The following is a 25,913-nucleotide window of genomic DNA, read 5'->3' as shown; positions in this document are numbered from 1 at the left end:
TCGCATTTTTCACATAACGGGTTAACTATCGTTCGATGTTAGCTGCTGGCGCCCAAAAATGGCCTCCATTCGCGCACCACCCAGCAAACTTTCGCCGGCTTGTATTTTGCCATCGTACTGATCGACAATCTCCCGCGCGACGGACAATCCCACCCCCTGACCGGGGCGCAACGTATCCGCCCGCTGACCGCGATCGAACACAAGATCACGTTTATTACGCGGAATGCCGGGACCATCGTCCTCAACGATAATATGCAGTTCGTTATCGGTGACGCGTGCGGAAACTTCCACAAATTCCAGACAATATTTACAGGCGTTGTCCAGAAGGTTGCCCATCACTTCCATAAAATCATTTTTCTCACCCACAAAGCTGATTTCCGGTGAGATATCGAGGCTAATATCCACCCCTTTGCGCTGATAAACTTTATTGAGCGCGGAGGTGAGATTATCCAGCAACGGCGCCACCGGATGCAGTTCACGGCTCATCAATCCGCTACCGGCACGCATGCTGGCGCGATGCAGGTAATAGCCAATTTGCTGTGAAATACGACTGATCTGTTCCAGCATCACCGGCTCAGCATCATTGACGCTCAGCTTTTCGCTGCGCATGGAGCGCAAGGTGCTTTGCATCACCGCGAGCGGCGTTTTCAGGCTATGGGTGAGATCGGTCAAGGTGGTGCGGTATTTGTCATAGCGTTCGCGTTCGCTTTTCAGCAGACGGTTGAGATTACGCACCAGGCTGGTCAGCTCACGCGTGGTGTCCGGATTGAGCATCTCGCGGTTGTGTTCTTCCAGCTCACGAACCTCTTTTGCCAACGATTCTATCGGGCGTAAGCTCCACCGTGCGGCAACCCACAACAGCGGAATCACCAGCAGCAGGTTGGCAGCCAGAACATAGACGAACCAGCTCCAGACTTTATAAGAGCGCTTAAGCTCTACCGGAATGGTGTCGATCACCACGATGGTCAACTGCGGCATCCCCATCGTCGCGGGGTAGAGGTTAATCCCAACGGAGTGCGTCATCTCCGTCTCGGCATCGTCGGCGCGGATCTCATTCAGTTTTTTCTGCAAAGTACGATCCTCACTCAGCAGCGAGCTGGTGGTGTTAAGATCGGCTTCTATTTCGTGGAACCCGTTGGTTTTGAGCCATTCCGGACGAATACTTTTTATCAACCACGGCACGTCGCGCTGTGCCCAGAGCAGCTTGCCTTTTTCATTGTAGATGAGTGCTAGCGTCGGACTTTGCTGGTTCAGATTCTCCGGCATATCGACGGTGATATGGTTATCTTCCCACTTCGCCAGGGTATAAAACAGGTTGCTCTCGCCGCGTAACAGGCGGAAGGTTGTTTTATCAAAGCTCACGCTGTAGCCGACCAGCGCCACCATCCCGTAAGAAAGGGAAAGCACCAGCACCACGGCAGCGGTTGCCAGTAGAAAGCGGACCCGCAGCGAAAGGGGCAAAATGTGGCGCAAAATCCCTTTCATTTAGCGTAATTCAAACAGGTAACCCTGGCCGCGCACGGTCGTGATCACATCCTGCGGATACTGCGCCTGGATTTTTTTGCGTAAACGCCCCATCAGTACGTCAATGGTGTGGCTTTCGCGCAGCTCAGCATCCGGGTAAAGCTGGAGCATTAACGAATCCTTGCTCACCACTTTGCCGTTGTTACGGATCAGCGTTTCCATAATGGTATATTCGAAGGCGGTGAGCTTGATGACTTCTTCGTTAATCGAAAATTCGCGACGGGAGAGATCGACCTGGAAAGGTGGGATAGATATAACCTGCGAGGCCAGCCCACTGTTACGACGCAACAGCGCCTGCATGCGCGCAGCGACCTCTTCAATGTGGAACGGCTTGGTGACGTAATCATCCGCGCCAGCGCTGAGCACTTCAACTTTGTCCTGCCAGCCTTCGCGGGCGGTTAATACCAGAACCGGCAAGGAGACGTCATGGCTGCGCCAGCGACGTATCAACGACAGACCGTCTTCATCCGGCAACCCTAAATCGACAATGGCGATATCCGGCAGGTGCTCATTGAGATAATAATCGGCTTCTTTTGCATCTTCAGCATCGTCCACCTGATGTCCCATCTCCTGAAGTTGAACTTTCAGGTGATGGCGTAGCAAAGCGTTATCCTCAACAACCAAAACGCGCATCATCTCTTCTCCCAGAATAAATTGTATGAATAGTTTAACGCTGATTATGTTGCTGTGGGGATAAACATTGATTAAACCGGGGAAAAGCAGCCCCCTTTCCGGGCGGAAAGGGGGAAGGGGGCGTTACTTCAGCTCGTCAACCATGGTCATTGCGCGACCAATATAGTTTGCTGGCGTCATCGCCTTCAGGCGGGTTTTCTCTTCTTCTGGCAATTCCAGGCCGTCGATAAACTGCTTCATCCCTTCGGCATCAACGCGTTTACCGCGGGTCAGCTCTTTCAGTTTTTCGTACGGCTTTTCGATGCCGTAACGACGCATCACGGTCTGAATCGGCTCCGCCAGCACTTCCCAGTTATGATCCAGTTCATCCAGCAGGCGGTCACGATTGACTTCCAGTTTGCTCACGCCTTTCAGAGTGGACTGATAGGCGATCAGCGCGTAGCCAATCCCGACGCCCAGATTGCGCAGTACGGTGGAGTCGGTCAGGTCGCGCTGCCAGCGGGAAATCGGCAGTTTGCTCGCCATATGCTGCAGAACGGCATTTGCCAGGCCCAGGTTGCCTTCAGAGTTTTCGAAGTCAATCGGGTTAACCTTATGCGGCATGGTTGAAGAACCAATTTCACCAGCGATGGTTTTCTGTTTGAAATGGTTCAGCGCAATGTAACCCCAGACGTCACGATCGAAGTCGATCAGAATGGTGTTGAAGCGAGCAACGCAGTCAAACAGCTCTGCGATGTAGTCGTGCGGCTCAATTTGCGTGGTGTACGGGTTCCACTGAATACCCAGAGAGGTCACGAACTCTTCGCTGAACAGGTGCCAATCCACTTCTGGGTAGGCCGCGATGTGCGCATTGTAGTTACCCACCGCGCCGTTGATTTTACCCAGGATCTCAACCTGTTCCAGTTGACGATACTGACGCTCCATACGGTACGCTACGTTCGCCATCTCTTTGCCCATCGTTGATGGAGTTGCTGGCTGGCCGTGGGTACGGGAGAGCAGAGGGATATCACGGTATTCCACGGACAGTGCTTTTACCGCATCAATGATTTTGCGCCAGTAAGGCAGCACTACGTCTTTGCGCGCGGTTGACAGCATCAGCGCGTGGGACAGGTTGTTGATGTCTTCAGACGTACAGGCGAAGTGAATGAACTCAGACACCGCGTGCAGCGCAGGAACGCTTTCAACTTTTTCTTTTAGGAAATACTCAACCGCTTTCACATCGTGGTTGGTGGTGCGTTCAATGGTCTTAATGCGCGCGGCATCTTCTTCATTGAAGTCAGCAACGATTTTATCAAGGTAATCGTTTGCTTTTGCGTCCAAAGCAGGAACTTCCTTGATTGCTGCATGAGCGGCCAGCTTTTGCAGCCAGCGTACTTCAACCTGAACACGGAACTTCAGCAGGCCATATTCGCTGAAGATCTCGCGCAGCACGCTGACTTTATCGCCATAGCGTCCGTCGACAGGGGATACGGCGGTCAGTGAGGATAATTCCATAATTCGCAACTCCGGGAGGTTAACAATGAGCAAGAATTTGTTTTGCCTGAGTCGTCAGGCGATGACGAGAAAACATTAACTGCAGGCGGCCACCGCCAACCTGATGCCACAGTACGGCGGCACGAATGCCTGCCAGCAGCGAAGCGCGAACCTTCGCCTGAACCTGTGGGCTTTGCAGTACGGCTGGCGAGCCGGTGACCTGAATACGTGGCCCCAGCGGGCTGATAACGTCTACGTAAATACCGGCCATAGCGCTCAGCAACGTGTCGGATTGCAGATCAAAATGGTCGAGCTGACGCTGCAGCCCGGCAATGCGATCGCCAAGAATGTTCATCGCGCCTTTGGTGCCGTTCAGCTTACGTTCCAGCACCATCAGGCTGAGCGTATAGCGTGTGAGTTCCGCGTTTAATCCTTGACGATTGCTGGCATTAAGCACGCCAAGCAGAGTTTCAAGGCCGAGGCGAAGATTGGTTTCACTGCCACCGAAAACGCCCAGCGTGGAGCCAGGATTAAGATCAATAACGCTGTTCAGTGAAACGTGCAGGGCATCAGCGTCGCAATGACCTTCATGTGCCAGCTGTTGCACCAGGCGGGCTGACTGGCAAATTCCTGCAAGCGCCAGGGTGATGTCGTAATAGTTCTTCGCCACACGCTCTCCTTTATGTGTGCAATCGTGTTAAACAGCGGGCAGCGGCAGGCGCTGTTCGATGATTCCACCGCCCAGGCAGACTTCACCGCTGTAAAACACGGCGGACTGGCCAGGAGTCACGGCAGCAACCGGGTCGTCAAAACGAACCTCAATGCGGTCATCATCCAGGGCGGTAACGGTGCAAGGGATGTCTGTCTGACGATAGCGCGTTTTCACCGTGCAGCGCAGCGTGCCTTTGACCGGCTCGCGATCGACCCAGTGCAGCTGCTGTGCAATTAGCCCAACGGACATCAGACGCGGATGGTCGTGTCCCTGAGCAACAATCAGAATATTGTTTTCGACGTCTTTATCGACAACGTACCACGGATCTTCGCTACCTTCTTTGGTCCCACCGATGCCAAGGCCTTTACGTTGGCCGAGCGTGTGGTACATCAGACCCTGGTGCTGGCCGATCTCTTCGCCATCTACGGTAACAATTTTGCCCGGCTGGGCAGGCAGATAGCGGCCGAGGAAGTCGCGGAATTTACGCTCGCCGATGAAGCAAATACCGGTGGAGTCTTTTTTCTTCGCGGTGATCAGATCAAGCTCTTCCGCGATTTTACGCACTTCCGGCTTTTCAAGTTCGCCGACCGGAAACAGGCTCTGGGCAATTTGCTCATGGCTCAGCGTATAGAGGAAGTAGCTCTGATCTTTGTTACCGTCGAGGCCGCGCAGCAGCTGGCTTTTGCCATTCACGTCTGCACGACGTACGTAGTGACCGGTCGCAATATAATCTGCACCCAGGTCTTCAGCGGCGAATTCCAGGAAGGCTTTGAATTTGATCTCTTTGTTGCACAGGATATCTGGGTTCGGGGTACGGCCCGCCTTGTACTCTTCAAGGAAAAGTTCAAAGACGTTGTCCCAATATTCTGCAGCAAAGTTGACGGTATGCAGTTCAATGCCGAGCTTATCGCACACGGCCTGCGCATCGGCGAGATCCGCAGCAGCAGTACAGTATTCCTCGCCATCATCTTCCTCCCAGTTCTTCATGAACAGGCCCTCCACCTTATAGCCCTGCTGTTGCAGCAGGTAGGCGGAAACGGAGGAATCGACACCGCCGGACATGCCGACGATCACTTTTTTCTGGCTATTATCTGACATGGAATACTCACGACATTGAACTTCAAGGCGGCATATTCTATCACGCCCCCCCGGCATTGACACCCTCTGTAAACGGCCAGTTAAATTCGCCGATGACATCCAGCGGCAGGCGTTGGGCGGACTGCCAGCAGCGGATGCTTTCGGCAACCAGCGGCGAGCGCAGGTTTGACGCGTTCAGGATCTCATCGGCTGTGACCCACAGACAGCGATCGATATCGTCGTCATGCGGTTCAGTGGCGCACATTTCGCTAAGCTCAACGGCAAATAAGAAGCGCAGGAAAGGGGTCTGGTCGGGAGCAATCCACTGATGCATACGGATGAAGTGCTGGGGTTCTGCATGGATGCCCGTCTCTTCCCACAGCTCGCGCTTTGCCGCCTGCAGCAGCGTTTCATTGGCTTCGAGGTGGCCGGCAGGTTGGTTCCACAGGGCCTTGCCGTTGATGCGCTCTTCTACCACCAGAAATTTACCCTGGGCGTGAACCACGCAGGCGACCGTGACGTGAGGTTTGAACATGGTGTCTCCTTTAAGGGGTTACGTCCCGCCATTCACCGTTAGCCAGCGAATCCAGCGTGTAACTGCCCATGGCGTAGCGAATGAGTCGAAGGGTAGGGAAGCCGACATGCGCCGTCATCCGTCGAACCTGACGGTTACGTCCTTCATACAGGGTGATTTTGAGCCAGCTTGTTGGAATGGATTTGCGTTCGCGAATCGGGGGATGACGTGGCCACAGCCATTCAGGCTCGCTGACGCGTTCGATGCCAGCGGGGAGAGTGGGGCCATCGTTTAACGTGATCCCGTTGCGCAGCTGCGCCAATGTTTCTTCTCCGGGCTCACCTTCAACCTGCACAAAGTACGTTTTACCGGTGCGTTTGCCCGGCTGGGTGAGTTTGGCCTGTAACGCGCCATCGTTGGTTAAGACCAGCAGCCCCTCGCTGTCACGGTCCAGACGACCGGCGGCGTAGACGCCCTGAACCGGAATATAATCCTTCAGGGTGCTGCGCCCGGCTTCATCGGTAAATTGCGGCAAAACATCGTAGGGTTTATTGAACAGAATCACCCGTGTTGGCTGGGTTTCTTGCGTTCTTCTGGTCGCTTGTCGTGAGCTGAATCGCTCAACCCGGTGTTTTCTAAAAGAAGTTTTGTTCATGGTGTTTTCAGACTTTATCAATTGCCGCATTATAGCCTAATAACGAAGACCTTTCATGGCGGCAGACAATCAGGTAGTATCGAAAGGCTCATTACAATTTATTAACATAAGATCAGTAACAACCAGAAGCGCTCGAAGGAGAGGTTAATGGAAAGCAAAGTAGTTGTTCCGGCGGAAGGTAAAAAGATCACCCTGCAAAACGGCAAGATTAACGTTCCTCACAACCCGATTATTCCGTTCATCGAAGGTGATGGAATCGGCGTAGACGTTACCCCGGCAATGCTGAAAGTGGTTGATGCCGCTGTTGAGAAAGCCTACAAGGGCGAGCGTAAAATTTCCTGGATGGAAATTTACACCGGTGAAAAATCGACTCAAGTTTATGGCCAGGACGTTTGGCTGCCAGCAGAAACGCTGGACCTGATCCGCGATTATCGCGTTGCTATTAAAGGCCCTCTGACCACGCCAGTTGGCGGCGGTATTCGTTCTCTGAACGTTGCGCTGCGTCAGGAGCTGGATCTGTACGTGTGTCTGCGACCAGTGCGTTACTATCAGGGCACCCCAAGCCCGGTTAAGCATCCTGAACTGACCGACATGGTTATCTTCCGTGAAAACTCAGAAGACATCTATGCAGGTATCGAGTGGAAAGCTGACTCTGCTGACGCAGAGAAAGTGATTAAGTTCCTGCGCGAAGAGATGGGCGTGAAGAAAATTCGCTTCCCTGAGCATTGCGGCATCGGCATCAAGCCGTGTTCTGAAGACGGCACCAAGCGTTTGGTACGTGCAGCAATCGAATACGCCATCACCAACGATCGTGACTCTGTGACCCTGGTTCACAAAGGCAACATCATGAAGTTCACCGAAGGCGCATTCAAAGATTGGGGCTACCAGTTGGCGACCGAAGAGTTCGGCGGTGAGTTGATCGACGGCGGTCCATGGCAGAAAATCAAGAACCCGAACACCGGCAAAGAGATCATCATTAAAGATGTCATCGCCGATGCGTTCCTGCAGCAGATCCTGCTGCGCCCAGCCGAATACGACGTTATCGCCTGTATGAACCTGAACGGTGACTACATTTCTGATGCCCTGGCGGCACAGGTTGGCGGTATCGGTATTGCGCCGGGCGCGAACATCGGTGACGAATGTGCCCTGTTCGAAGCCACTCACGGTACTGCGCCTAAATATGCGGGCCAGGACAAAGTGAACCCAGGCTCAATCATCCTGTCCGCAGAGATGATGCTGCGTCATATGGAATGGTTCGAAGCCGCAGACCTGATCGTCAAAGGTATGGAAGGCGCGATTAACGCGAAAACCGTCACCTATGACTTCGAACGTCTGATGGAAGGCGCTAAGCTGCTGAAATGTTCAGAGTTTGGCGACGCGATTATCGCGAACATGTAATCCACTTGCTGGGTTAGTAAAGAACGGGAGCCCAAGGGTTCCCGTTTTTATTTTCTGATTTGAAAATGTTTCTTTCGGTGACTAAACCATTAAGCGCAGAACCTGGCGGTCGTCAAACCCCCTGGGTTTGCAGGGTTAGTTTGACTTATGTATCATTGTCATCCGCCCTGTTAGTTCAGCGGCTAGCGCGTGAGACTTATCATCGGCTGGCCACGGGACACATCTGGAAAGGGTCACCAAACCGCCACTAGCTCATCGGGAAGAGCAGCAACCTTGATGTTGTAGTACGGAGTTCGAGGCTCCGGTGGCGGACCAAACAATCATCGTATAATGTCAGCCTTTCAGCCTGCGATAGTGAGATACCTGACGTGACTGAAAGTCCCTCCATCTTGAATGAGCGCTACTGTTCGTCTGGCCGTGGCAGGCTAACTTAGCAGAGACTGATATGGAAAATGTGGTTTATGTTCTCGATGCCGATGATGCATCCAGACAGTTTGTAGTCCAATTATTAATAGCCTCGGGTTATGAGACCTTCGACTTCAAAAGCGCAGAGGCATTTCTCTCCAGCCCCATCGTTGATCACCCTTCATGTTTGATTCTTGAATTAACAATCCCAGGCAATGATGGATTTTATGTGATTGATGCGCTGAAGGAACGTGGATGCACTGTACCGATACTTGTCCTGACTGAGAATGGCTCAATACCCATGTGCGTGCGGGCGATGAAAGCAGGCGCTCGGGATTTTTTGACCAAGCCGGTAGAGCCCCATCAGCTGCTAAACGTTGTAAAGGATGTTCTGAGCGACGCGACAAAGGATTTTTTAGAGCAGCAAAAATTTTTCGAACTTTGCCAAAACTACCAGGCATTGACACGGCGTGAGAAAGAGATCTTTGAGCTGACAATTAATGGCTTGCAGAATAAACAAATCGCGTCGGAACTGGGCATTTCGGAAATTACCGTGAAGGTCCACCGACGTAGGGTTATGGATAAAATGAAGGTTCGGACCTTAGCTGATTTGGTACACGCAGCCGGTAGTTTACAAATTGGTAAATCGCGATGTCCGCCCCGAAAACCTTATTGATTGTCTATGATGTCGAGTGCCTGACGTGACGCGATTCTCGCGAACAGGTAATCTACGTGTTAGATGGCCTATGAACGGGGCAGGTAGCGCCCGTTTTTATGGCATTCTCTATACTCAGTGCTTAATTATGTAAGGTCAGACGAGATACTCACCATGAATAACGACACTCCGCTTAAATTTTATGACATCGTTGATGAATATTCGACGGAAACGGCTAAGCCAGTGGCAGACGCAGAGCGCGATGCGCTGGCACGCTATTTTCAGCTGCTGCTCACCCGTCTAAGCAACAACGAAGAAATCAGCGAAGAAGATCAGAAAGAGATGGCGGTAGAAGCAGGCATTAACGCTCGCCGGATTGATGATGTTGCGAACTTCCTCAATCAATGGGGTAATGAGTAACGTCGGTGACGTCAACGCGTCGGCGTTAGACTCAGTGCGCTGAGGTGGCGAGCATTTTTTCCAGCTCGCTCAAGGCGAGCGATTTAGAGAAATACCAGCCCTGAATCAGTGCCTCAGGGTAGCGCTCGGCAATAAAATTGAATTGTATTTCACTTTCAACGCCCTCGAATACGAGGGTTTTGTGCAGTCTGGAAAGGGCATCGCTGAAGATAACGAAGATGTCCTGCTTGTAAGCTTCGCTGATGCCATCAACCAGCGACTTGTCTATTTTAATCTCATCGTATTGCAGGTGTGATAGCCTGGCCAGGTTGGAATGTTGTACGCCAAAGTCATCGATAGATATTTTGGCACCTGCACATTTCAGTTCTTCACAGAACTCTTCCAGAACACCTGCATTGGAGACCGCACCTTCTGAAAGCTCGATTTTTATTAGCGATAGCGGAAGGTTATTCAGTAAACAATTGCGGCGCAAAATAGTAATAAAATCCCCGTCTTCGATCTCCGTTCTGCCCACGTTTAGTGAAATAAGCAACTGATATTTAATAGCAAGCGGGCCGATTTCAGCGAGGGATTTTTTTATCATATTGTGGTAATACGTTTTATAAAGCCCAATCTTTTTAATCAACGGAATGAAAAGCTCAGGTGAAACATTCATGTGATTGTTATCACGCCATCTCGACAGCACTTCAACGCCGACGATATGTTTATCACGGACACGAATAATAGGCTGATAGTTTACGCTAATAGTATTATTTTTTACCGCTCGCACCAGCCTCCTTTCCAGTGAAGAACGATCTTCATAGAGTCGTAGTGAAAAAAGCGACAGGGCGATCCAGATAAAAAAGAGAAAAGCAGAAAGCAGTACAAACATGACGGCAGACAGTGATGCCAGACCGGCATCGTGATGTTTAACCTCCACGCATATATCCCATTTATCGCTGCACTGCGTGACGCTCAGGGTGAATAGAGAGGACTGTAACCAGCTGCGTTGTTCTCTCTCTGGTGACACGGAGAAGAAGGTTCTGCCGAAATCTTTTGTGGTCGAGGTGAGCGAATAGCTGGCCGTAACCGGCGTGAATTTGTCATAGGCATACCGTGAAGTAAAAATAATCACGTTATTATAGATGGCCGCATTGCCCGTGAAAAAATCCTTCTGAGAGAATTGCACCAGGGTAAATCCATTGTCTGTTTGGTGCTGTTCAGGTGGAAGCGCAACGGGAACGGATAATTTCCCCCAGAATGCCGTACACGTGACTTTCCCATTTTCGATATACCCAATATCAGCAAAATAAACGCTGTCGAGCTTACTTTTCCGGTAATTATCCAGGCTGCGTTTGTCACACCCTTGAAAAGGAATACTTTTCAGCCCAAGCGCCACGCTTTGAGATAACGCCTCGGAGTAGCGCAAAAGCGTTTGGGATATTTCAAGCTGCTTGTTTTTCTGCTGCGCGGTGATAACCGCATTGACCGCAATGAGAGACAGGATGACCAGAAGCGTTGAAAAGAGTGCAACGGCAATGATCTTTTTCATTTTCCTGTTGTCCTGTCATATCCCTGATTTCAGGAATCTTAACACAGGCAGGAGGGGGGACAAGACTGATAATCACGCTCGGGTATGGGGTATTCTTTAAGCAAAAGCCCGGCAGAACGCCGAGCTTCGCGTACTCAGAACCAGTCAAACCTCGTTGACAGCAGCATAACGAGCGTGCTGGCAGAAACAAGATTCAGACAAATCACAAACTTGCTTGATACATTCATGTTATCAAAGACATGCTGAGGAGGGAGGGTGCCAAGCATAACGCTTAACACAAATTGAAAAAACACTGAATTTTGGTGGGATGGCGGGAATAAAAAAAAGCCCACGTAAAGTGGGCAAGAAATACTGGAAGCAATGTGAGCAATGTCGTACTGAATACCTGAGTGATTCTCTCAACTATTCAGTATTGAGAAAGATAATCTTTCTCAATAAAAGATGCAACCCCACGTTTTATGTGTACGCCTTTTTTGGTGAAAATTTGTCCAGTTGACGCTGTGAGTTGCATCACAAATTTCATTTCTGAAATCCTGTGCTATCCTTTTCGGTGTCGTTGATTTAATGACAAAAACCATACAGAGAGGAAAGTTATGGGTATTTTATCCTGGATTATCTTTGGGCTTATTGCGGGGATCCTGGCGAAGTGGATTATGCCGGGCAAAGATGGCGGTGGGTTTATCGTCACCGTAGTACTGGGTGTTGTCGGCGCGGTCGTCGGCGGCTGGATCAGTACTTTGTTCGGGTTTGGTAAGGTTGATGGTTTCAACTTTGGCAGTTTTGCTGTTGCCGTGATCGGCGCGTTGGTTGTTCTGTTTATCTACAGAAAAATCAAAAGCTAAATCTGATACGTATCGAAAAGGCTGCCTGATGGCGGCCTTTTTACTTTGCGGTGTTACCACCAGCCAAACTGTGTGCCCGCTAAAGCCACTGCGGCAACAATCAGCATAATAAGCGTTGTTTTTCTCATTTATGCTCCCGGAGCCGCGTAACCGCCGACAAAAAACCATGTCAAAAATATCACTGCCGTTATAAAAATAACGACCGGAAAGATGATCCCTATTCTCATGCTATCACCTGTTTGGGTTGAGATTATGCCGTAGAGTGTACGGGGTTAATTCAGCGTGAGAAAGCGCGTTTTGATTTTTCCTTTTTTATCCTGATACATCGCGACATCTGCGGCGCGTAATGCGGCGTCAGCATCAATATTCGCAGGGTCGATTTCGATAACGCCCAGGCTTGCGCCCGGATAGATAATATGGACATTACCTAACCAGTATTCGCCCGCAATACAGGCGCTGATACGCGTTTTAAGCACGTTAATCTCGTCGTTATCGTCGTTTTTGCTCAGGCTGGCAACCAGGAACTCATCACCGCCTAAGCGGCCAATGATATCGTCCTGGGTTTTTTCCTCTGTCAAACGCTTGCCGACTTCAATTAAAAAACGATCGCCGATCTCATGCCCATAGCGGTCGTTTATAAGTTTAAAATCGTCAAGATCGATAAAGGCGATGATGGCGTTGCGTTTGAGATGACGCGCAAGAGAGAAAAGCGTGGTGAGATCTTCAAAGATTGCCCTGCGGTTAGGTAAGCCTGTCAACGCATCGGTGTAAGAGTGAGAGATGAGGGCGGCGTTCGCCTGGCGCAGTTGGGCCACCAGCGACTCTTTCTGAATATACTGGCCAATGAGCCCGGCAAACAATCTGAGAACCTGTTCCCCACGCTCGCTAAGCTGCTTCTTTGCCGTGCTGGTTGCGCACAGCGTACCGTAGAGCGAGCCGTCGGCAAGGTGAACAGGAATACTCACGTAGCTCGTGATGCCAAGCGCTTTAGCGGCATCGCAATCCGCCCATCGTTCCGCCACCTCGTTACTGAAAAAAGTGTCGCTATCAATCGCGCGCTTACACAGCGTGTCGCCCCAGGGAACGCTAAGCCCCTCAGGGATGTGCATCTGCTTGCTGTTACGGGCATACAGGATATGCTGCAATCGCGCATTGATATCGACTTTCGTCAGATAGGTTGACTCCATTTCGGTCACAATCTCCAGCATCTCAAGCAGCTGTCGAACGAGGCTTTCGAGGGATTGTTCAGTGGAGAGCGTTTCTGAAACACGGGCGAGGATGATATCCGACATGACGTACGTTGACTCCCATGCAGAAGAGGTCTGCATCTGCATGCTATGCTGAAATTATCGACTTCAGGCATAGTAAAACATGAATATAAAAAATTTAATATATTCATGGGGAGGGCGGGGAAGAAAAAAGCCCCGTTGTTGAGACCGGGGCAAAGACATCTTGATTACGGAATGATGTTCTCTGGTCATATCAAGAACGAGCACACTATAGTGTTGAAAAGTGCAGTTAAAATGGAGAAATCATGGAGAAAGCGGGGCTGACCCGTTACCCTTAAGGTTTGAAGATGTCCAAAGGATTACTACGATGAGATTTCTGCTTCTTGCGTTGACGTTACCCCTTGCCGCCTGCGCCACCAAAACTACGCCGCCCGATGCCCCAAAGCCGCCGCATGCTATCGGCATGGCAAACCCGGCTTCCGTATACTGCCTGGAAAAAGGCGGAGAGCAGATACCCATTCAAAGCCCTCAGGGGGTTCGCACGGAGTGCAAGCTACCCGGTGGTGAAGTGATTGATGAATGGGCGCTCTACCGTCGCGATCATCCTCAACCTGCCAGGTGACAACGGGACATCGACTGCGATACACTTCTCTTTAGGATTATTCTTAGCCAGTTTCTGGCAGTTTTTAGTGCGAGAGAAGTATGTACCAACTTAAACCGGGCAGCCTGGCCATTATCATCGGTGCCCGCACGGCGTCAGGCCGCCGCAATATTGGTAAATCCGTTGAGTTATTTGGTCTTTGCCAGCCGGGCCAGCGTTTTGTTAATCCGGTAAATGGCGTCATGACGCAGCTGCCCGCAACAGCCGATCGCGCGCTTTGGCTGGTGACGGGCGATGTATACGCTTTTGATAATCAGCACGGTTTTGCGTTTATCCGACCGGAACATCTAATGCCGCTTTCTCCTGACCAGGCCTCGCAAACCCTCGACGAGCTGATGCTCAACTGATTACAGATGACGCAGCCAGTCCGCTAATACCAGAGCGTGATTCTGCTGCGTGTTCTTCGCGCCGTAGAGGAGCGTTAGGGGCTGCTTTTTAGCCCGTGCCGCAAGACGCAGCCCTTCCTCCTGATACTGTGCCAGCTCGCCCCGATACATCTCGCTGAAGTGCTCGAAATCGATAGCTTCGCTGTGAAAGGCTTTACGCAGTTCGTTAGAAGGCGCGAGCGTTTTACACCATTCATCATGATCAAGAGCTGTTTTTTTCACTCCCCGCGGCCAGAGCCTGTCCACCAGAACCCGATAACCATCCGCCGGGCTTGCTTGTTCGTATACGCGTTTGCACTGAATCATCTTTTATTCCAACTAATTTAAGGTATTGTGATAATTGCAAAAGATCGGTAGTCTGAGGTTCCTTATGTTATCTGATAATACTCTGGCATAAGGGCCCCCTTCATGGAACACCTCCCGGTTAAAACGACACTGCGCATTGCGCTCGTTGGCGATTACAATCCCGATGTTACTGCGCACCAAGCGATCCCGCTGGCCATTGACGACTCCGCTGCAGTCCTGGAACTCACGGCTGATTACGACTGGCTTGCCACGACCGAACTGACCAGTCCTGAAGATCTGGTGGGTTACGACGCCATCTGGCTGGTTCCTGCCAGTCCCTATAAAAACACGGAGGCGGCTTTTATTGCCGCACGGTACGCGCGTGAAAATAGCATTCCATTTCTCGGCACCTGCGGCGGGTTCCAGCACGCGTTGATTGAGTATGCGCGTAATGTGCTGGGCTGGAGCGATGCGGCTCACGCCGAAACGGATACCGAGGGCACGATGGTGATTGCACCGTTGGCCTGCTCGCTGGTAGAAAAAACGGATGCGATTGAGCTGCGTAACAATACGCTCATTGCCAAAGCCTACGGCAGGCCTGAAATTGAAGAGGGATATCATTGCAACTATGGCGTGTCGCCGGCATTTGCGCAGGCGCTTGAAACGGGTGATATGCGCGTTACAGGCTGGGACGACCAGGGGGAAATCCGCGCGGCAGAGTTGGTTACCCATCCTTTCTTTGTGATCACGTTATTCCAGCACGAGCGTGCAGCGCTGGACGGCCGTCCGGTGGTGCTGGCGCAGGCAATGCTGCGCGCGGCACGCGGGTAAGCAAAGGCAGACCATCGGGTCTGCCGGTATCTTCAGCGGGGTGTGATCTCCCGGTCACGTCCCGCAAGCATTCCGCAGAGGGCCATGACGACAGACGCGAGCGCACAGGCCATCAGTGGGATCCGCCAGTCTCCGGCGGTATCGTGAATTTTTCCCATCAGCGGTGGCCCACAGGCAGCCAGCAGATAACCAATCGACTGCGCCATACCGGACAAGGCCGCTGCCTGGTGTGCGGAACTGGCGCGCAGCCCGATAAACGTCAGCCCGAGGATCATGGTGGCTCCAGAGCCAAAGCCAAACACCAGCGTCCACACCACCGCCATATCAGGCGCAAACCAGAATCCTGCTGCACTCACCGCGCACATCAACGCCACAACGCCCGCGACCCCTCTCTGATCTTTCAGTCGATGCAGGATCAGCGGAACGGCGAGGCCCGGCACGGCGGTGGCCAACTGTAACAGTCCGTGCATGGAGCCAGCTTGGGTTTCGCTGTAGCCGTGGCTCAGCAATATAGCGGGAAGCCAGCCGATGATCACGTAGTAAATCAGCGAGTTGATACCCAGAAAAAGGGTGACCTGCCAGGCGAGGGCTGAACGCCAGATGGCTCGATTATGTAACGCACCAGCGCCCGTCACCGTGGCGACCGGCGTCTGACGCCACTGCGGCAGCCATAGCAGCAGTGCCGCCAGCGGGAAGATCATCAGCATTAACAGTGCGCCGTGCCAGCCCGCGTCGCCCAGCGCCAGCGGGACAATCAGCGCAGAGCCTAGCGCGGCGGAGGCGCCCATCGTCAGAGAATATGCCCCGGTAAGTTTGGCAACCTGGCCAGGAAAATCCCGTTTGATTAACCCAGGCAACAGCACGTTGCCCAGCGCGATACCGCAGCCGATCGTCGCCGTACCGGTGAACAGCAGAGTGGCGGAAGGCAGGGAACGCAGGGCAATCCCGGCACATATCAGCAGCAGTGCGATAAACAGGCTGCGCTCCATGCCGATGCGTCGGGCCACGCCTGCTGCGAGCGGCGAGATGAGCGCAAAGGCTAGCAAAGGCAGGGTCGTCAGCATGCCGGTTTGCGCGGTGCTTAGTCCATAATCGTGACGAATGGTGTCGAGCAGCGGAGCTACCCCGGTAAACGTGACGCGAAGGGTTGTAGCAATCATCAGGATGCCCGCAATCAGCAGCGCACCCTGTTTCCCTGAAGTTCTAATAGCGGTAGTCATTATATTCTCATACGTTCAAGCGAGTGCACACAATACCGATTTTCTCGGTGGTTGAAATCAGGCTAAAATGACAGTTTATCGCTAATATCGGACAAAATGATGATCGGTCTGGGACTGGAAGGTTACGATCCGGATAGCCAGCGCGACCCGGCGGTCGCGTTTCGCATCCGCGTGGTCGAGCAAGAACAGCATATTCCGCAGCATCAGCACCGTAAGGGCCAGCTGATCCTGGCGCTGGGCGGTGCAATTACCTGCGAAGTGGAAAATGCCATGCTGATGGTACCGCCGCAGTACGCGGTGTGGATCCCTAGGCAGATGCCGCACAGCAATAAGGCCACGCCCGGCGCTCAGCTCTGCTTTCTGTTTGTTGAGCCCGGAGCCGTCAGGCTACCCGAACACTGCTGTACACTGAAAATATCCCCGCTGGTACGTGAACTGATCCTGTCCCTGGCGAGTAAAGTGCCTGAACAGCTGGCGCTAAGCGCCACGTCGCGTCTTGTGGATGTTCTATTTGATGAACTGCCGCAGCAGCCTCAGGAGCATTTGCAGCTTCCCGTCTCCGCTCATCCTAAAATCCGACTGATGAGCGAGAAGATGGCGGAAGAGCCTGCAGCCTGGCAAACCCTGGCGCAATGGGCGAGCCACTTTGCGATGAGCGAGCGAAACCTGGCGCGGCTGGTGGTGAAAGAGACGGGGCTGAGCTTCCGGCGGTGGCGCCACCAGCTGCAGCTGATCGTCGCGTTACAGCTATTGATTGGCGGGAAGTCGGTGCAGCAGGCGGCACAGTCACTGGGCTATGACTCTACCACCGCGTTTATTACCATGTTTAAAAAAGGGTTGGGGCAAACGCCTGCGCGCTATATCGCCAGCCTGACTACGACTTCCCAATAAACAGCGAGACTAGCCCGGCGGCAATCAACGGCCCAACCGGCACGCCCTTGAACAGCGCCACGCCCAGCACGGTCCCGACCAGCAAACCTGCCACCAGCGACGGCTGGCTGCTCATCAGCGTCACGCCGCGCCCGCCAAGCCACGACACAAAAATACCCACCGCGATAGCGACCAGGGACTTCCAGTTTACGAACGAGTGCAGCAGCGTCGAGGCGGGAAGCGTGCCGCTGGCAATGGGGGCCATGACCCCAATGGTCAGAATGATAATCCCGATGGTAAGGCCCTGTTTTTCAATCCACGGGAAAAAGGTGTTTAACGGCGTCACGCGCACAATGATCAGCACCAGAATAGAGATGGCGACCGTGGTGTTATGACTGATAAAGCCGAGTGCGGCGAGTGCAAGCAGTATGAGAAGAGTAGGGTCAAGCATGAGGAGTCCTGGCCAAAAAAAAGTAAGCCTGCTTACTTTACGCGTAAATACGAGAGCAAACAGGCTTTTATAAAAAAATCCTCTATTTTTGGGCGCTTGCCTGAGAAAGGCTCACCAGTTCTTGTACCAGCGTGCTGCCTTCCCGGATAAATACCGGGATGGAATCCAGCGCTGCCTGCACGGTAATACGCTCACCGCCGGTATAGCATTCACCGTTTAAGTCGACCCAGCGGTTTCCGGCCGGGAGCCAGACCTGACGTTCACGCTGGCCGGCATGCATCACCGGCGCGATGAGCAGGTCTTCACCAAACAGATACTGATCTTCTGTCTCCCAGCTTTGGGGTTCCTGCGGATAGTGCCAGAACAGCGGGCGCATAAGCGGGTCGCCATGCCGGTGGGCGTTCTCATACAGGGCATCAATATACGGGCGCAGCGTTTCGCGCACGGAGAGCCAGTGCCGCATAATGGCAAAGTTCGCTTCCCCATAGCTCCAAAGCTCATTTGGCGAACCGCTGTTACACTGAGGAATGCCATCGCGGTAGCGCTCCGGCGGCTGGATCTGCGGTTCACGATAGCCGTGCATGCGCAGGACGGGTGTAAACACGGCCCACTGGAACCAGCGGATCAGCAGTTCATGAAACGCCGGGTCGTTAACGTTACCTCCCTGGAACCCGCCGATATCGGTGGTCCACCACGGGATCCCTGCCAGCCCCATATTAAGCCCAGCAGCCAGCTGATTGCGAAACGCGTGAAACGAGGAGTGAACATCTCCAGACCAGGCCAGTACGCCGTAGCGCTGGCTACCCGCCCAGGCACAGCGCACCAGGTTAACGATGTCCGTTTCACCGTTGGCCTGTAGCCCATCATAAAATCCTTGCGCAAAATCACGCGGGTAACGGTTACCGACTTCCAGCACCGGCCCAGCATAGTAACGGTAGTTGTCGAAGTCATAGGCGCGGTATTCCGGCTCAGCCTCGTCCAGCCAGAACAGCTTTATGCCCAGGTCGTAATAGTTTTTCTTCACCGTATCCCAGACAAACTGTCGGGCCTGAGGATGAGTGGCATCAAAGAAGGTGGTATTGCCCATAAAATCGAGGTTCACCTGCACGCCGCGTTCGCTGCTCACCAACCAGCCTTTGGCCTTCATCACTGGGTAGAGCGGGCTTCGCGCTTCAACCGTTGGCCAGACGGAAACCATCAGCGCAATGCCCAACTCGCGCAGTTCGTCGACCATGGCTTTCGGATCGGGCCAGTCGACCGGATCAAAGCACCAGGTACCCTGGTTCGGCCAGTGGAAGAAGTCAATGACCATCACCGAGAGCGGCAGGTTGCGGCGGCGGTATTCGTGCGCGACGTCCAGGACTTCCTGCTGGGTTCGATAGCGCAGTTTGCACTGCCAAAGCCCGCTGATAAAGTCAGGTGCCTGCGGTGGAGTACCGGTGGCTTTAACATACTGGCGGGTAAGATCGGCCACGCTGTCGGCTGCCGTTATCCAGTAATCCATCTCACCCGTTACGCGAGCGCGCCATTCGGTCTGATTTTTGGCAAAGCTGGCTTCACCAATCGCCGGGTTATTCCACAGCAGGCCGTAACCCAGGCTGGACTGCATAAACGGCACGCTGGCCTGGGAGTTGCGCTGGGCCAGCTCCAGCGTACAGCCTTTCAAATCTAGCCAGGGCTGTTGGTATTGGCCCATGCCATAAATGCGTTCCTCAGGCCGGGCTTCAAAACGTACCGTGAGCTGATATTTTCCACCTGCCAGCGGTTTAAATTCGCGACCGTCCAGCTTCAGGGCGCTGACATACTTGTCCTGGCTCTTTTCGCTGGCGCCGATGCCAACGGTTGAGCGCTGTCGCCACATCTCTTCCAGCAGCAGTTCGCCGCGCTGATTGTAGAAGGCCAACTGGCCTTTCAGGTTCAGCGTGGCGGTGATATTCCCGTTGCGTAGCGTCAGGCTTTCAGCTTCGGAGGTTATTTTTGCTTGACCGCTCTCTGCCGGTAACAGCGCATGCGTCGCGTCGCTGAAATCCGGGGAGCAGGTTGCGCGGACGCGCAGGCTGTTTTCTCCCCAAGGCTCAATGCGCAGGATCTGACGTTCAAAACGCCACTCAATACTGTTGGTATGTTGAATCAATTCACTCATGGATCGCGCGTCCTTTTAAACAGTGTGTTTGGCGAGTTGGATAGATTTCATTGTGCTGTCGTCGAGTTTGTACCAGCGCAGCGTGGCGAAAGCGCAGAGCGACAGGACGCCCGGGACGACAGTGAAGAGAGCGATAATGCAGTACATGGCCGTCGTGGTCTGTTCCGCGGCATTCGGCACATAGCCGCTAAAGCCCAGAGTCCAGCCAACAATGGCACCGCTGATTGCCATTCCCAGCTTGAGCACTGCAAGGAAGGTGGAGAAGATCACGCCATCCATGCGTTTGCCTTGGGTGTACTCCCCGTAGTCGGCAACGTCGGCCATCATTACCCACATGAGCGTGGTGGTGGCCTGGTAAAGCGTGGAGACGATGAAAGTGAGTGGCACCAAAACCAGCACCAGCTTTGGCGCAAAGAACAGGGCGATACTGAGCACCCCCGCCAGCACGGAGCAGTAGCCAAACATCTGCACTTTGCTGTAGTTGTGCGTCAGGCGTTTCGCCAGCGCGCTGCCTGCGGCTTTGCCCAGGATATGCGCACCCAACATCCACATAAAATAGCTGGCGCTGCCAAGATAATACGTGACGAAATACATCATGGCACCGAGGCGAATAACGCCGAAGCCGATATTGGTTAATACCAGCACAGAGACGACGCGCCACTGGTCGTTACGCAATAGATCACGTAATTCCGCCAGGTAATTATTATGGGTGGCCGGCGCGTTAATACGCTCACGAGTATTGGCAAAGCAAATCCAGAACATTATTACGGCAACGGAAGCCATAATCGCCATCGCCCAGCGGTACCCCAGCAATTTATCGTCACCGCCTAAAAACTCTGCTAATGGCATCATAAAGAATGTTGAGAGCGCTCCTCCTAATGTGGCCAGGAAAAAGCGGTATGACTGGAGTGAAATACGCGCGTTGTTGTCAGGGGTAATTACCGCGCCCATTGAGCAATACGGAATATTAATCGCGGTGTACATTAGCATCATCACGGTATAGCTGATGGTGGCAAAAATCATTTTACCGTGCAGATCCAGCGATTCAGGTACGGCGTAGGTGAGAAGGCAACTTGCTCCAAACGGCAGCGCTAGCCACAGCATCCATGGACGGAATTTCCCCCAGCGAGTGCGGGTACGATCGGCAATATAACCCATCGCGGGGTCAATTATCGCATCTGCCGTACGGGCCAGCAGAAACATGGTTCCTACAAATGCTGCCGGTAATCCCACGACATCGGTGTAATAAAAGGTCAGAAAAATAATAACGTTATCCAACCCAATATGGCTGGCCATATCACCTAAACCATAACTGATTTTTTCTTTGCGGGTAATCTTATCGGTCATGCTAATCACCTGGCCCGTGTAAGGTTTATTTATGAGATGTTGTGATAAGCATGTTTAACCACGCGTGGAAGGTTAACAATTGCGAGATTTGGCAATGGGGTTATGGAAACTCTTTTTCGTGATACCGGTAACATTTTGGTGTGAATGTACGCCTTTTTGCAGCGTTACGTTTATTTTTCAGGAATCGTTTCAGCTGTGAAAATATTCATCCAACAGACCTGGCGCTGTCATTTAATTGTCATTATATCGGGGTAAAAAGGGGATACGAGACGAATGAGGCTATATCATGAACGATCACATGTTTGTCGAGACGCTGATTATCTCTACATCGTTTTTTACCATTGCAATTATTTTGGTTGCGTCGGTTCTTATTCTCGAAAGAAAGGGCTGACAATCACGCCAGCCATGAATCCTACGCTTTACGGAACGTCACCAGCTCAGGTCGAGCAATGCGCAGGTAGTCCTGGGTGTCCATAATGACGGACTTTTCCAGCAGGCCGGCGTTAAACGCGATTTCGTTGAAACGCTCAAACAGCAGCGGATCGGCAACCAGCGTCAGATCGGGATGGAAGCTAAAAGGCGGGATAGCGCCAAAAACGCAGGCGGTGAGAGTATCGACTTCAGCCGGACTTGCGAGAGAGGCTTTTGTTCCTCCAAAATGGCTGGCAAGCTGGCTTAAATCGGCCTGCTGATCCGCCGCCAGGATGGCCAGAACGTGTTTCTTAACGCCGTTACCCTTCACTTTACAGACCAGCGCCTTGGCGCCTTGCCCCAGAGCGGTACCGCGAATTTCACTCACCGCCTCACATTTGCCAACGGCCTCGTGTTCGACAACCCGAAAGTGGGCGCGCCTCTCGGTCAATAGCGTAATAAGCTGCTGGTGGGTTGCTGTCCCCATAACATCATCAGACATCGCGATTTTTCCTGAAATATGCCAATACGCAGCATTGTACAGTAGCACAGATTTTTTCACCGATGGCGGGGCAGAACGCAAAGGAAACAGCCAGCGAATGTGCTGGCTGTTGGTTTATGCGTTGTTGGTTGCAGATTGCTTGTGGAAAAGTTCTCTGAACACCGGATAGATATCATCCTGATCGCGGATATGTTGCATCGCAAAATTATCGAACATGGATTGCAGATGCTCATACTCGCGCCACAGCGTCTGGTGAGCACGACGCGTAATCTCGATATAGCTGTAGTAACGCACCACCGGCAGAATTTTCTTCGCCAGAATGTCGTGACACAGCGGCGAGTCGTCCGCCCAGTTATCGCCGTCGGACGCCTGTGCGGCATAAATATTCCACTGTGCCGGGTCATAGCGTTCTTTCACGACTTCATCCATTAGCTTCAGGGCGCTCGACACGATGGTACCGCCGGTCTCCTGCGAGTAGAAGAACTCATGCTCATCCACCTCCTTAGCCTGCGTATGGTGACGAATATAGACTACGTCCACGTTCTTATAGGTTCTGCTCAGGAACAGATAGAGCAGAATATAAAACCGCTTCGCCATATCCTTGGTGGCCTGATCCATGGAGCCTGAGACGTCCATCAGGCAGAACATGACCGCCTGGCTGGAAGGCTCAGGACGTTTTTCGTAGTTCTTGTACCGTAAATCAAAGGTGTCGATAAACGGTACCCGGTCAATCTTCGCCCGTAACTCAGCAATCTCCTTACGCAGACGCTCCTCTTCCAGCAGCTGCGCCGGTTCGGTGTTTTCCACAACTTTCAGCGTGCTTTCCAGTTCGCGCAATTCGCGCCGTTTCCCTGCCGTCATGGCCGTGCGTCGCGCAAGCGAGTTCTGCAGAGAACGCACCACGCTGATGTTGGCAGGTACGCCGTTTGCGGTATAGCCTGCGCGATGGGTTTTGTATTCGTTAAGCTGACGATGCTGATTCTTTTTCAGATTGGGCAAGGCCAGATCCTCAAACAGCAGGTCGAGATATTCGTCTTTTGAAATCTGGAAGACGAATTCATCCTGTCCTTCTCCGTCCTGGCTGGCCTGGCCTTGGCCGCTTCCTGAACCGCCGCCACCCCCTTGTGGCCGCTCGATTCTGTCGTTTTGAACGAAGTGGTCATTACCTGGATGTACGCGATGGCGCAATCCGCCACGGCCCTGATGAAACATCGGTTCGCTGATGTCATCGGTAGGGATGGAGACAGACTCGCCGCTGTCGACGTCGGTCACCGAGCGTTTGTTGATGGCCTCGGAGATCGACTGTTTAATTTGCGCTTTATAACGGCGCAAGAAGCGCTGGCGATTCACCGTGCTCTTGTTTTTGCCGTTTAGACGCCGGTCAATAAACCAGGTCATATATCCCCCGTACTGCATTTGCCAACTTGCAGCGTCCTGAAATACCGGACATTTTTTGTAGGCCCGGTAAGCGCTGGCGCTACCGGGCACTTGGGTTAAGACGATTTACGCACGCGCAGGTACCACTCGCAAAGCAGGCGGACCTGCTTGCGGGTATAGCCTTTCTCCATCATACGGTCGACAAAATCGTCGTGCTTTTTCTGCTCGTCGGTTGAGGTTTTGGCGTTAAACGAAATCACCGGCAGCAGCTCTTCGGTATTGGAGAACATTTTCTTCTCAATGACCGTGCGCAATTTTTCGTAGCTGGTCCAGTTCGGGTTACGCCCGTTGTTATGCGCTCTGGCGCGCAGGACGAAGTTCACAATCTCATTACGGAAGTCCTTCGGATTACTGATCCCGGCAGGCTTCTCAATTTTTTCAAGCTCCGCGTTCAGGGATTCGCGGTCAAACAGCTGGCCGGTATCCGGGTCGCGGTACTCCTGATCCTGGATCCAGAAGTCAGCATAGGTGACGTAGCGGTCAAAGATGTTCTGCCCGTATTCTGAATAGGATTCCAGATAGGCTGTCTGGATCTCTTTGCCAATGAACTCGGCATATTTCGGGATCAGATAGCCTTTGAGGAACTCAAGGTAGCGTTCGGCCTGCTCTTGTGGGAACTGTTCACGCTCAATCTGCTGCTCCAGGACGTAGAACAGATGTACAGGGTTTGCCGCAACTTCAGCATGGTCGAAGTTAAACACGCGGGAGAGGATCTTAAAGGCAAAACGGGTTGAGAGGCCGTTCATCCCCTCGTCGACGCCGGCGTAGTCCCGGTATTCCTGATAAGACTTCGCTTTCGGATCGGTATCCTTCAGGCTTTCACCGTCATAGACGCGCATTTTCGAATAGATGCTGGAGTTTTCCGGTTCTTTCAGGCGCGACAGGATGGAGAAGCGCGACAGCGTTTCCAGCGTGCCGGGGGCGCAAGGGGCATGCACCAGCTCACTGTGATTAAGCAATTTTTCGTAAATCTTGATCTCTTCGGATATCCGCAGGCAATAAGGCACTTTGACGATGTACACGCGGTCAAGGAACGCCTCATTGTTTTTGTTATTACGGAACGTCACCCATTCTGATTCGTTCGAGTGAGCGAGAATAATCCCGTTAAACGGCAGGGCGGAAATCCCCTCCGTCCCGTTGTAGTTACCTTCCTGGGTTGCGGTCAGCAGCGGATGCAGCACTTTGATGGGGGCTTTAAACATCTCCACGAATTCCATAATCCCCTGGTTGGAACGGCACAGCGCGCCAGAATAGCCATAGGCATCCGGATCGTTTTGCGCGTGGTGTTCCAGCTTACGGATATCGACTTTACCCACCAGAGCTGAAATATCCTGGTTATTCTCATCGCCCGGTTCGGTTTTGGCGATGGCGATTTGTTCCAGAATGGACGGCCACACTTTGACGACGCGGAATTTAGTGATATCCCCACCAAACTCATGCAGACGTTTTGCAGCCCACGGAGACATGATGGTGCCGAGGTAACGGTGTGGGATGCCAAACTCTTTATCCAGGATTTGCGCATCTTCCTGCGGATTAAACAGACACAGCGGGTGGTCATTCACCGGGCTGCGTTCGCCGTTAGCGCTCAGCACATAGATAGGCACGCGCTGCATCAGCGCTTTAAGACGTTCGGCGAGCGATGATTTACCGCCACCCACAGGACCGAGCAAATAGAGGATCTGTTTTTTCTCTTCCAGACCCTGTGCTGCGTGTTTCAGGTAGGAGACAATCTGCTCAATGGCATCTTCCATGCCATAGAACTCTTCAAACGCCGGATATCGGGCGACCACCCGATTCGAAAAAAGACGGGAAAGCCGTGGTTCCAGGGCAGTATCAACCATGTTTGGCTCACCAATAGCCATCAATAGCCGTTCTGCCGCATTGGCATAGGCACTGCGATCTTGCCGACAAATGGTAAGAAACTCCTGCAGTGTGAACTCTTCGTCCTTGGCAGCTTCATAGCGCTGGCGATAGTGATCGAATATATTCATGGCATGCCGTCCTTTCGTTTTTTAGCACAGGATAAGAGCCGTTCGTATGAGTAGTGGAGGCTCCCGGAAGAGAATTTCTCGCACCTCACTGCCAGAGCAGCAACCTGTGTGCCAGGTCGGACGCTAAGAAGTGCAGGGTGTTCAGCAAAATCTCTTCTTAAAATAAAGCGTAGATGGCATTTGCAAAACTTGCATGCCAGGAAAATCCAATTTCAATGACATATCAATAACTCATCCAAAAATATCCACTGCTGGTATAAGCCCAACATGGGTGAATCATTCCGTGGTCACATAACTGAAAGCAGGCTGT

Annotated in this window: 28 protein-coding genes; 9 read left to right on the top strand and 19 right to left on the bottom strand. The window is 52.6% G+C overall.

Annotated features, from left to right (window positions below):
• Positions 1-21 precede the first annotated feature (21 nt).
• The 7 genes from phoQ to rluE form a co-directional block, all read right to left on the bottom strand.
• Positions 22-1,485 carry a two-component system sensor histidine kinase PhoQ gene (gene phoQ, locus V5P19_RS08105; RefSeq protein WP_334401946.1) on the bottom strand — a complete coding sequence of 488 codons (1,464 nt, stop codon included), beginning with the start codon at positions 1,483-1,485 and terminating at the stop codon, positions 22-24.
• Positions 1,486-2,157: a two-component system response regulator PhoP gene (gene phoP / locus V5P19_RS08100; protein WP_334402728.1), complete on the bottom strand. Its 672-nt coding sequence runs from the start codon at positions 2,155-2,157 to the stop codon at positions 1,486-1,488.
• A 123-nt stretch (positions 2,158-2,280) separates the two neighbouring features.
• Positions 2,281-3,651: an adenylosuccinate lyase gene (purB, locus tag V5P19_RS08095; RefSeq protein WP_334401945.1), complete on the bottom strand. Its 1,371-nt coding sequence runs from the start codon at positions 3,649-3,651 to the stop codon at positions 2,281-2,283.
• 19 nt (positions 3,652-3,670) lie between these two features.
• The gene (gene hflD / locus V5P19_RS08090; protein ID WP_334401942.1) at positions 3,671-4,300 is read right to left on the bottom strand and encodes a high frequency lysogenization protein HflD; all 630 of its coding nucleotides are present in this window, start codon (positions 4,298-4,300) and stop codon (positions 3,671-3,673) included.
• 27 nt (positions 4,301-4,327) lie between these two features.
• On the bottom strand, positions 4,328-5,440 hold the full coding sequence (mnmA, locus tag V5P19_RS08085; RefSeq protein ID WP_334401940.1) for a tRNA 2-thiouridine(34) synthase MnmA: 1,113 nt from the start codon (positions 5,438-5,440) through the stop codon (positions 4,328-4,330).
• A 40-nt stretch (positions 5,441-5,480) separates the two neighbouring features.
• Positions 5,481-5,954 carry an NUDIX hydrolase gene (locus V5P19_RS08080; RefSeq protein ID WP_334401938.1) on the bottom strand — a complete coding sequence of 158 codons (474 nt, stop codon included), beginning with the start codon at positions 5,952-5,954 and terminating at the stop codon, positions 5,481-5,483.
• 10 nt (positions 5,955-5,964) lie between these two features.
• Complete coding sequence (gene rluE, locus V5P19_RS08075) at positions 5,965-6,618, bottom strand: 23S rRNA pseudouridine(2457) synthase RluE (RefSeq protein WP_334401936.1); 654 nt, start codon at positions 6,616-6,618, stop codon at positions 5,965-5,967.
• A gap of 117 nt (positions 6,619-6,735) precedes the next feature.
• Between rluE and icd the strand changes: the two genes are divergently transcribed.
• From icd to V5P19_RS08060, 3 genes are all read left to right on the top strand, one after another.
• Positions 6,736-7,986, top strand: a complete 1,251-nt coding sequence (gene icd, locus V5P19_RS08070) for an NADP-dependent isocitrate dehydrogenase (protein ID WP_063142859.1) — start codon at positions 6,736-6,738, stop codon at positions 7,984-7,986.
• A gap of 445 nt (positions 7,987-8,431) precedes the next feature.
• Positions 8,432-9,067, top strand: coding sequence for a LuxR C-terminal-related transcriptional regulator (locus V5P19_RS08065; protein WP_334401930.1), 636 nt, complete (start codon positions 8,432-8,434; stop codon positions 9,065-9,067).
• Between the two features lie 153 nt (positions 9,068-9,220).
• On the top strand, positions 9,221-9,466 hold the full coding sequence (locus V5P19_RS08060; RefSeq protein WP_334401927.1) for a YmjA family protein: 246 nt from the start codon (positions 9,221-9,223) through the stop codon (positions 9,464-9,466).
• Positions 9,467-9,497: 31 nt separating this feature from the next.
• On the opposite strand, the gene V5P19_RS08055 is transcribed toward V5P19_RS08060, so the two are convergent.
• Both V5P19_RS08055 and yncL read right to left on the bottom strand, forming a co-directional pair.
• Entirely contained in the window at positions 9,498-10,997 is a 1,500-nt protein-coding gene (locus V5P19_RS08055) for an EAL domain-containing protein (protein ID WP_334401925.1), read from the bottom strand.
• A gap of 134 nt (positions 10,998-11,131) precedes the next feature.
• Positions 11,132-11,224, bottom strand: a complete 93-nt coding sequence (gene yncL / locus V5P19_RS08050; protein ID WP_334401923.1) for a stress response membrane protein YncL — start codon at positions 11,222-11,224, stop codon at positions 11,132-11,134.
• A gap of 366 nt (positions 11,225-11,590) precedes the next feature.
• Between yncL and V5P19_RS08045 the strand changes: the two genes are divergently transcribed.
• The gene (locus V5P19_RS08045) at positions 11,591-11,839 is read left to right on the top strand and encodes a GlsB/YeaQ/YmgE family stress response membrane protein (RefSeq protein WP_334401921.1); all 249 of its coding nucleotides are present in this window, start codon (positions 11,591-11,593) and stop codon (positions 11,837-11,839) included.
• Positions 11,840-11,967: 128 nt separating this feature from the next.
• Here V5P19_RS08045 and V5P19_RS08040 read toward each other — a convergent pair whose 3' ends face one another.
• Together V5P19_RS08040 and V5P19_RS08035 are read right to left on the bottom strand one after the other, a co-directional pair.
• Positions 11,968-12,066 carry a YoaK family small membrane protein gene (locus V5P19_RS08040; protein WP_334401919.1) on the bottom strand — a complete coding sequence of 33 codons (99 nt, stop codon included), beginning with the start codon at positions 12,064-12,066 and terminating at the stop codon, positions 11,968-11,970.
• Positions 12,067-12,111: 45 nt separating this feature from the next.
• Positions 12,112-13,131, bottom strand: coding sequence for a diguanylate cyclase (locus V5P19_RS08035; RefSeq protein ID WP_334402726.1), 1,020 nt, complete (start codon positions 13,129-13,131; stop codon positions 12,112-12,114).
• Between the two features lie 304 nt (positions 13,132-13,435).
• On the opposite strand from V5P19_RS08035, the gene V5P19_RS08030 reads away from it, so the two are divergent.
• Entirely contained in the window at positions 13,436-13,690 is a 255-nt protein-coding gene (locus tag V5P19_RS08030; protein ID WP_334401917.1) for a DUF333 domain-containing protein, read from the top strand.
• Between the two features lie 80 nt (positions 13,691-13,770).
• Positions 13,771-14,076, top strand: coding sequence for a hypothetical protein (locus V5P19_RS08025; RefSeq protein WP_334401915.1), 306 nt, complete (start codon positions 13,771-13,773; stop codon positions 14,074-14,076).
• Here V5P19_RS08025 and V5P19_RS08020 read toward each other — a convergent pair whose 3' ends face one another.
• The gene (locus V5P19_RS08020; protein WP_334401913.1) at positions 14,077-14,421 is read right to left on the bottom strand and encodes a DUF488 domain-containing protein; all 345 of its coding nucleotides are present in this window, start codon (positions 14,419-14,421) and stop codon (positions 14,077-14,079) included.
• A gap of 102 nt (positions 14,422-14,523) precedes the next feature.
• On the opposite strand from V5P19_RS08020, the gene V5P19_RS08015 reads away from it, so the two are divergent.
• Entirely contained in the window at positions 14,524-15,231 is a 708-nt protein-coding gene (locus V5P19_RS08015) for a CTP synthase (protein ID WP_334401912.1), read from the top strand.
• A gap of 32 nt (positions 15,232-15,263) precedes the next feature.
• Here the strand turns inward: V5P19_RS08015 and V5P19_RS08010 are convergent, their stop codons facing one another.
• Positions 15,264-16,451: a CynX/NimT family MFS transporter gene (locus tag V5P19_RS08010; RefSeq protein ID WP_334401910.1), complete on the bottom strand. Its 1,188-nt coding sequence runs from the start codon at positions 16,449-16,451 to the stop codon at positions 15,264-15,266.
• Between the two features lie 99 nt (positions 16,452-16,550).
• On the opposite strand from V5P19_RS08010, the gene V5P19_RS08005 reads away from it, so the two are divergent.
• Positions 16,551-17,342 (top strand): helix-turn-helix transcriptional regulator, encoded by a 792-nt coding sequence (locus V5P19_RS08005; protein WP_334402724.1) that lies wholly within the window; start codon positions 16,551-16,553, stop codon positions 17,340-17,342.
• Here V5P19_RS08005 and V5P19_RS08000 read toward each other — a convergent pair.
• The 3 genes from V5P19_RS08000 to V5P19_RS07990 all read right to left on the bottom strand — a co-directional run bounded on the left by V5P19_RS08000 (position 17,326) and on the right by V5P19_RS07990 (position 21,262).
• Positions 17,326-17,772, bottom strand: coding sequence for a DUF441 domain-containing protein (locus V5P19_RS08000; RefSeq protein WP_334401908.1), 447 nt, complete (start codon positions 17,770-17,772; stop codon positions 17,326-17,328). The two genes, V5P19_RS08005 and V5P19_RS08000, sit on opposite strands and share 17 nt — an antisense overlap.
• An 82-nt stretch (positions 17,773-17,854) precedes the next feature.
• Positions 17,855-19,915: a TIM-barrel domain-containing protein gene (locus tag V5P19_RS07995; protein ID WP_334401906.1), complete on the bottom strand. Its 2,061-nt coding sequence runs from the start codon at positions 19,913-19,915 to the stop codon at positions 17,855-17,857.
• A gap of 15 nt (positions 19,916-19,930) precedes the next feature.
• Positions 19,931-21,262: a glycoside-pentoside-hexuronide (GPH):cation symporter gene (locus V5P19_RS07990; RefSeq protein ID WP_334401905.1), complete on the bottom strand. Its 1,332-nt coding sequence runs from the start codon at positions 21,260-21,262 to the stop codon at positions 19,931-19,933.
• Between the two features lie 286 nt (positions 21,263-21,548).
• Between V5P19_RS07990 and yoaI the strand changes: the two genes are divergently transcribed.
• Positions 21,549-21,653 carry a small membrane protein YoaI gene (gene yoaI / locus V5P19_RS07985; protein WP_334401904.1) on the top strand — a complete coding sequence of 35 codons (105 nt, stop codon included), beginning with the start codon at positions 21,549-21,551 and terminating at the stop codon, positions 21,651-21,653.
• Between the two features lie 21 nt (positions 21,654-21,674).
• Here the strand turns inward: yoaI and V5P19_RS07980 are convergent, their stop codons facing one another.
• The 3 genes from V5P19_RS07980 to yeaG all read right to left on the bottom strand — a co-directional run bounded on the left by V5P19_RS07980 (position 21,675) and on the right by yeaG (position 25,603).
• Entirely contained in the window at positions 21,675-22,175 is a 501-nt protein-coding gene (locus tag V5P19_RS07980) for a YbaK/prolyl-tRNA synthetase associated domain-containing protein (protein WP_334401902.1), read from the bottom strand.
• A gap of 114 nt (positions 22,176-22,289) precedes the next feature.
• Entirely contained in the window at positions 22,290-23,573 is a 1,284-nt protein-coding gene (locus tag V5P19_RS07975; RefSeq protein ID WP_334401900.1) for a YeaH/YhbH family protein, read from the bottom strand.
• Positions 23,574-23,668: 95 nt separating this feature from the next.
• On the bottom strand, positions 23,669-25,603 hold the full coding sequence (yeaG, locus tag V5P19_RS07970) for a protein kinase YeaG (protein ID WP_334401898.1): 1,935 nt from the start codon (positions 25,601-25,603) through the stop codon (positions 23,669-23,671).
• Between the last annotated feature and the right edge of the window lie 310 nt (positions 25,604-25,913).

The sequence above is a fragment of the Enterobacter sp. UNJFSC 003 genome (assembly GCF_036903355.1).
Taxonomy (GTDB): Bacteria; Pseudomonadota; Gammaproteobacteria; order Enterobacterales; family Enterobacteriaceae; genus Enterobacter.
Note: the sequence above shows the minus strand (reverse complement) of the source record. Positions and strands in the feature narration are given on the sequence as shown.

What these genes read in the sequence shown, in the direction of transcription:
- phoQ (WP_334401946.1), bottom strand. Translation starts at nt 1,485, where the DNA reads ATGAAAGGGATTTTGCGCCACATTTTGCCCCTTTCGCTGCGGGTCCGC.
- phoP (WP_334402728.1), bottom strand. Translation starts at nt 2,157, where the DNA reads ATGCGCGTTTTGGTTGTTGAGGATAACGCTTTGCTACGCCATCACCTG.
- purB (WP_334401945.1), bottom strand. Translation starts at nt 3,651, where the DNA reads ATGGAATTATCCTCACTGACCGCCGTATCCCCTGTCGACGGACGCTAT.
- mnmA (WP_334401940.1), bottom strand. Translation starts at nt 5,440, where the DNA reads ATGTCAGATAATAGCCAGAAAAAAGTGATCGTCGGCATGTCCGGCGGT.
- V5P19_RS08080 (WP_334401938.1), bottom strand. Translation starts at nt 5,954, where the DNA reads ATGTTCAAACCTCACGTCACGGTCGCCTGCGTGGTTCACGCCCAGGGT.
- rluE (WP_334401936.1), bottom strand. Translation starts at nt 6,618, where the DNA reads ATGCGGCAATTGATAAAGTCTGAAAACACCATGAACAAAACTTCTTTT.
- icd (WP_063142859.1), top strand. Translation starts at nt 6,736, where the DNA reads ATGGAAAGCAAAGTAGTTGTTCCGGCGGAAGGTAAAAAGATCACCCTG.
- V5P19_RS08065 (WP_334401930.1), top strand. Translation starts at nt 8,432, where the DNA reads ATGGAAAATGTGGTTTATGTTCTCGATGCCGATGATGCATCCAGACAG.
- V5P19_RS08060 (WP_334401927.1), top strand. Translation starts at nt 9,221, where the DNA reads ATGAATAACGACACTCCGCTTAAATTTTATGACATCGTTGATGAATAT.
- V5P19_RS08055 (WP_334401925.1), bottom strand. Translation starts at nt 10,997, where the DNA reads ATGAAAAAGATCATTGCCGTTGCACTCTTTTCAACGCTTCTGGTCATC.
- yncL (WP_334401923.1), bottom strand. Translation starts at nt 11,224, where the DNA reads ATGAATGTATCAAGCAAGTTTGTGATTTGTCTGAATCTTGTTTCTGCC.
- V5P19_RS08045 (WP_334401921.1), top strand. Translation starts at nt 11,591, where the DNA reads ATGGGTATTTTATCCTGGATTATCTTTGGGCTTATTGCGGGGATCCTG.
- V5P19_RS08040 (WP_334401919.1), bottom strand. Translation starts at nt 12,066, where the DNA reads ATGAGAATAGGGATCATCTTTCCGGTCGTTATTTTTATAACGGCAGTG.
- V5P19_RS08035 (WP_334402726.1), bottom strand. Translation starts at nt 13,131, where the DNA reads ATGTCGGATATCATCCTCGCCCGTGTTTCAGAAACGCTCTCCACTGAA.
- V5P19_RS08030 (WP_334401917.1), top strand. Translation starts at nt 13,436, where the DNA reads ATGAGATTTCTGCTTCTTGCGTTGACGTTACCCCTTGCCGCCTGCGCC.
- V5P19_RS08025 (WP_334401915.1), top strand. Translation starts at nt 13,771, where the DNA reads ATGTACCAACTTAAACCGGGCAGCCTGGCCATTATCATCGGTGCCCGC.
- V5P19_RS08020 (WP_334401913.1), bottom strand. Translation starts at nt 14,421, where the DNA reads ATGATTCAGTGCAAACGCGTATACGAACAAGCAAGCCCGGCGGATGGT.
- V5P19_RS08015 (WP_334401912.1), top strand. Translation starts at nt 14,524, where the DNA reads ATGGAACACCTCCCGGTTAAAACGACACTGCGCATTGCGCTCGTTGGC.
- V5P19_RS08010 (WP_334401910.1), bottom strand. Translation starts at nt 16,451, where the DNA reads ATGACTACCGCTATTAGAACTTCAGGGAAACAGGGTGCGCTGCTGATT.
- V5P19_RS08005 (WP_334402724.1), top strand. Translation starts at nt 16,551, where the DNA reads ATGATCGGTCTGGGACTGGAAGGTTACGATCCGGATAGCCAGCGCGAC.
- V5P19_RS08000 (WP_334401908.1), bottom strand. Translation starts at nt 17,772, where the DNA reads ATGCTTGACCCTACTCTTCTCATACTGCTTGCACTCGCCGCACTCGGC.
- V5P19_RS07995 (WP_334401906.1), bottom strand. Translation starts at nt 19,915, where the DNA reads ATGAGTGAATTGATTCAACATACCAACAGTATTGAGTGGCGTTTTGAA.
- V5P19_RS07990 (WP_334401905.1), bottom strand. Translation starts at nt 21,262, where the DNA reads ATGACCGATAAGATTACCCGCAAAGAAAAAATCAGTTATGGTTTAGGT.
- yoaI (WP_334401904.1), top strand. Translation starts at nt 21,549, where the DNA reads ATGAACGATCACATGTTTGTCGAGACGCTGATTATCTCTACATCGTTT.
- V5P19_RS07980 (WP_334401902.1), bottom strand. Translation starts at nt 22,175, where the DNA reads ATGTCTGATGATGTTATGGGGACAGCAACCCACCAGCAGCTTATTACG.
- V5P19_RS07975 (WP_334401900.1), bottom strand. Translation starts at nt 23,573, where the DNA reads ATGACCTGGTTTATTGACCGGCGTCTAAACGGCAAAAACAAGAGCACG.
- yeaG (WP_334401898.1), bottom strand. Translation starts at nt 25,603, where the DNA reads ATGAATATATTCGATCACTATCGCCAGCGCTATGAAGCTGCCAAGGAC.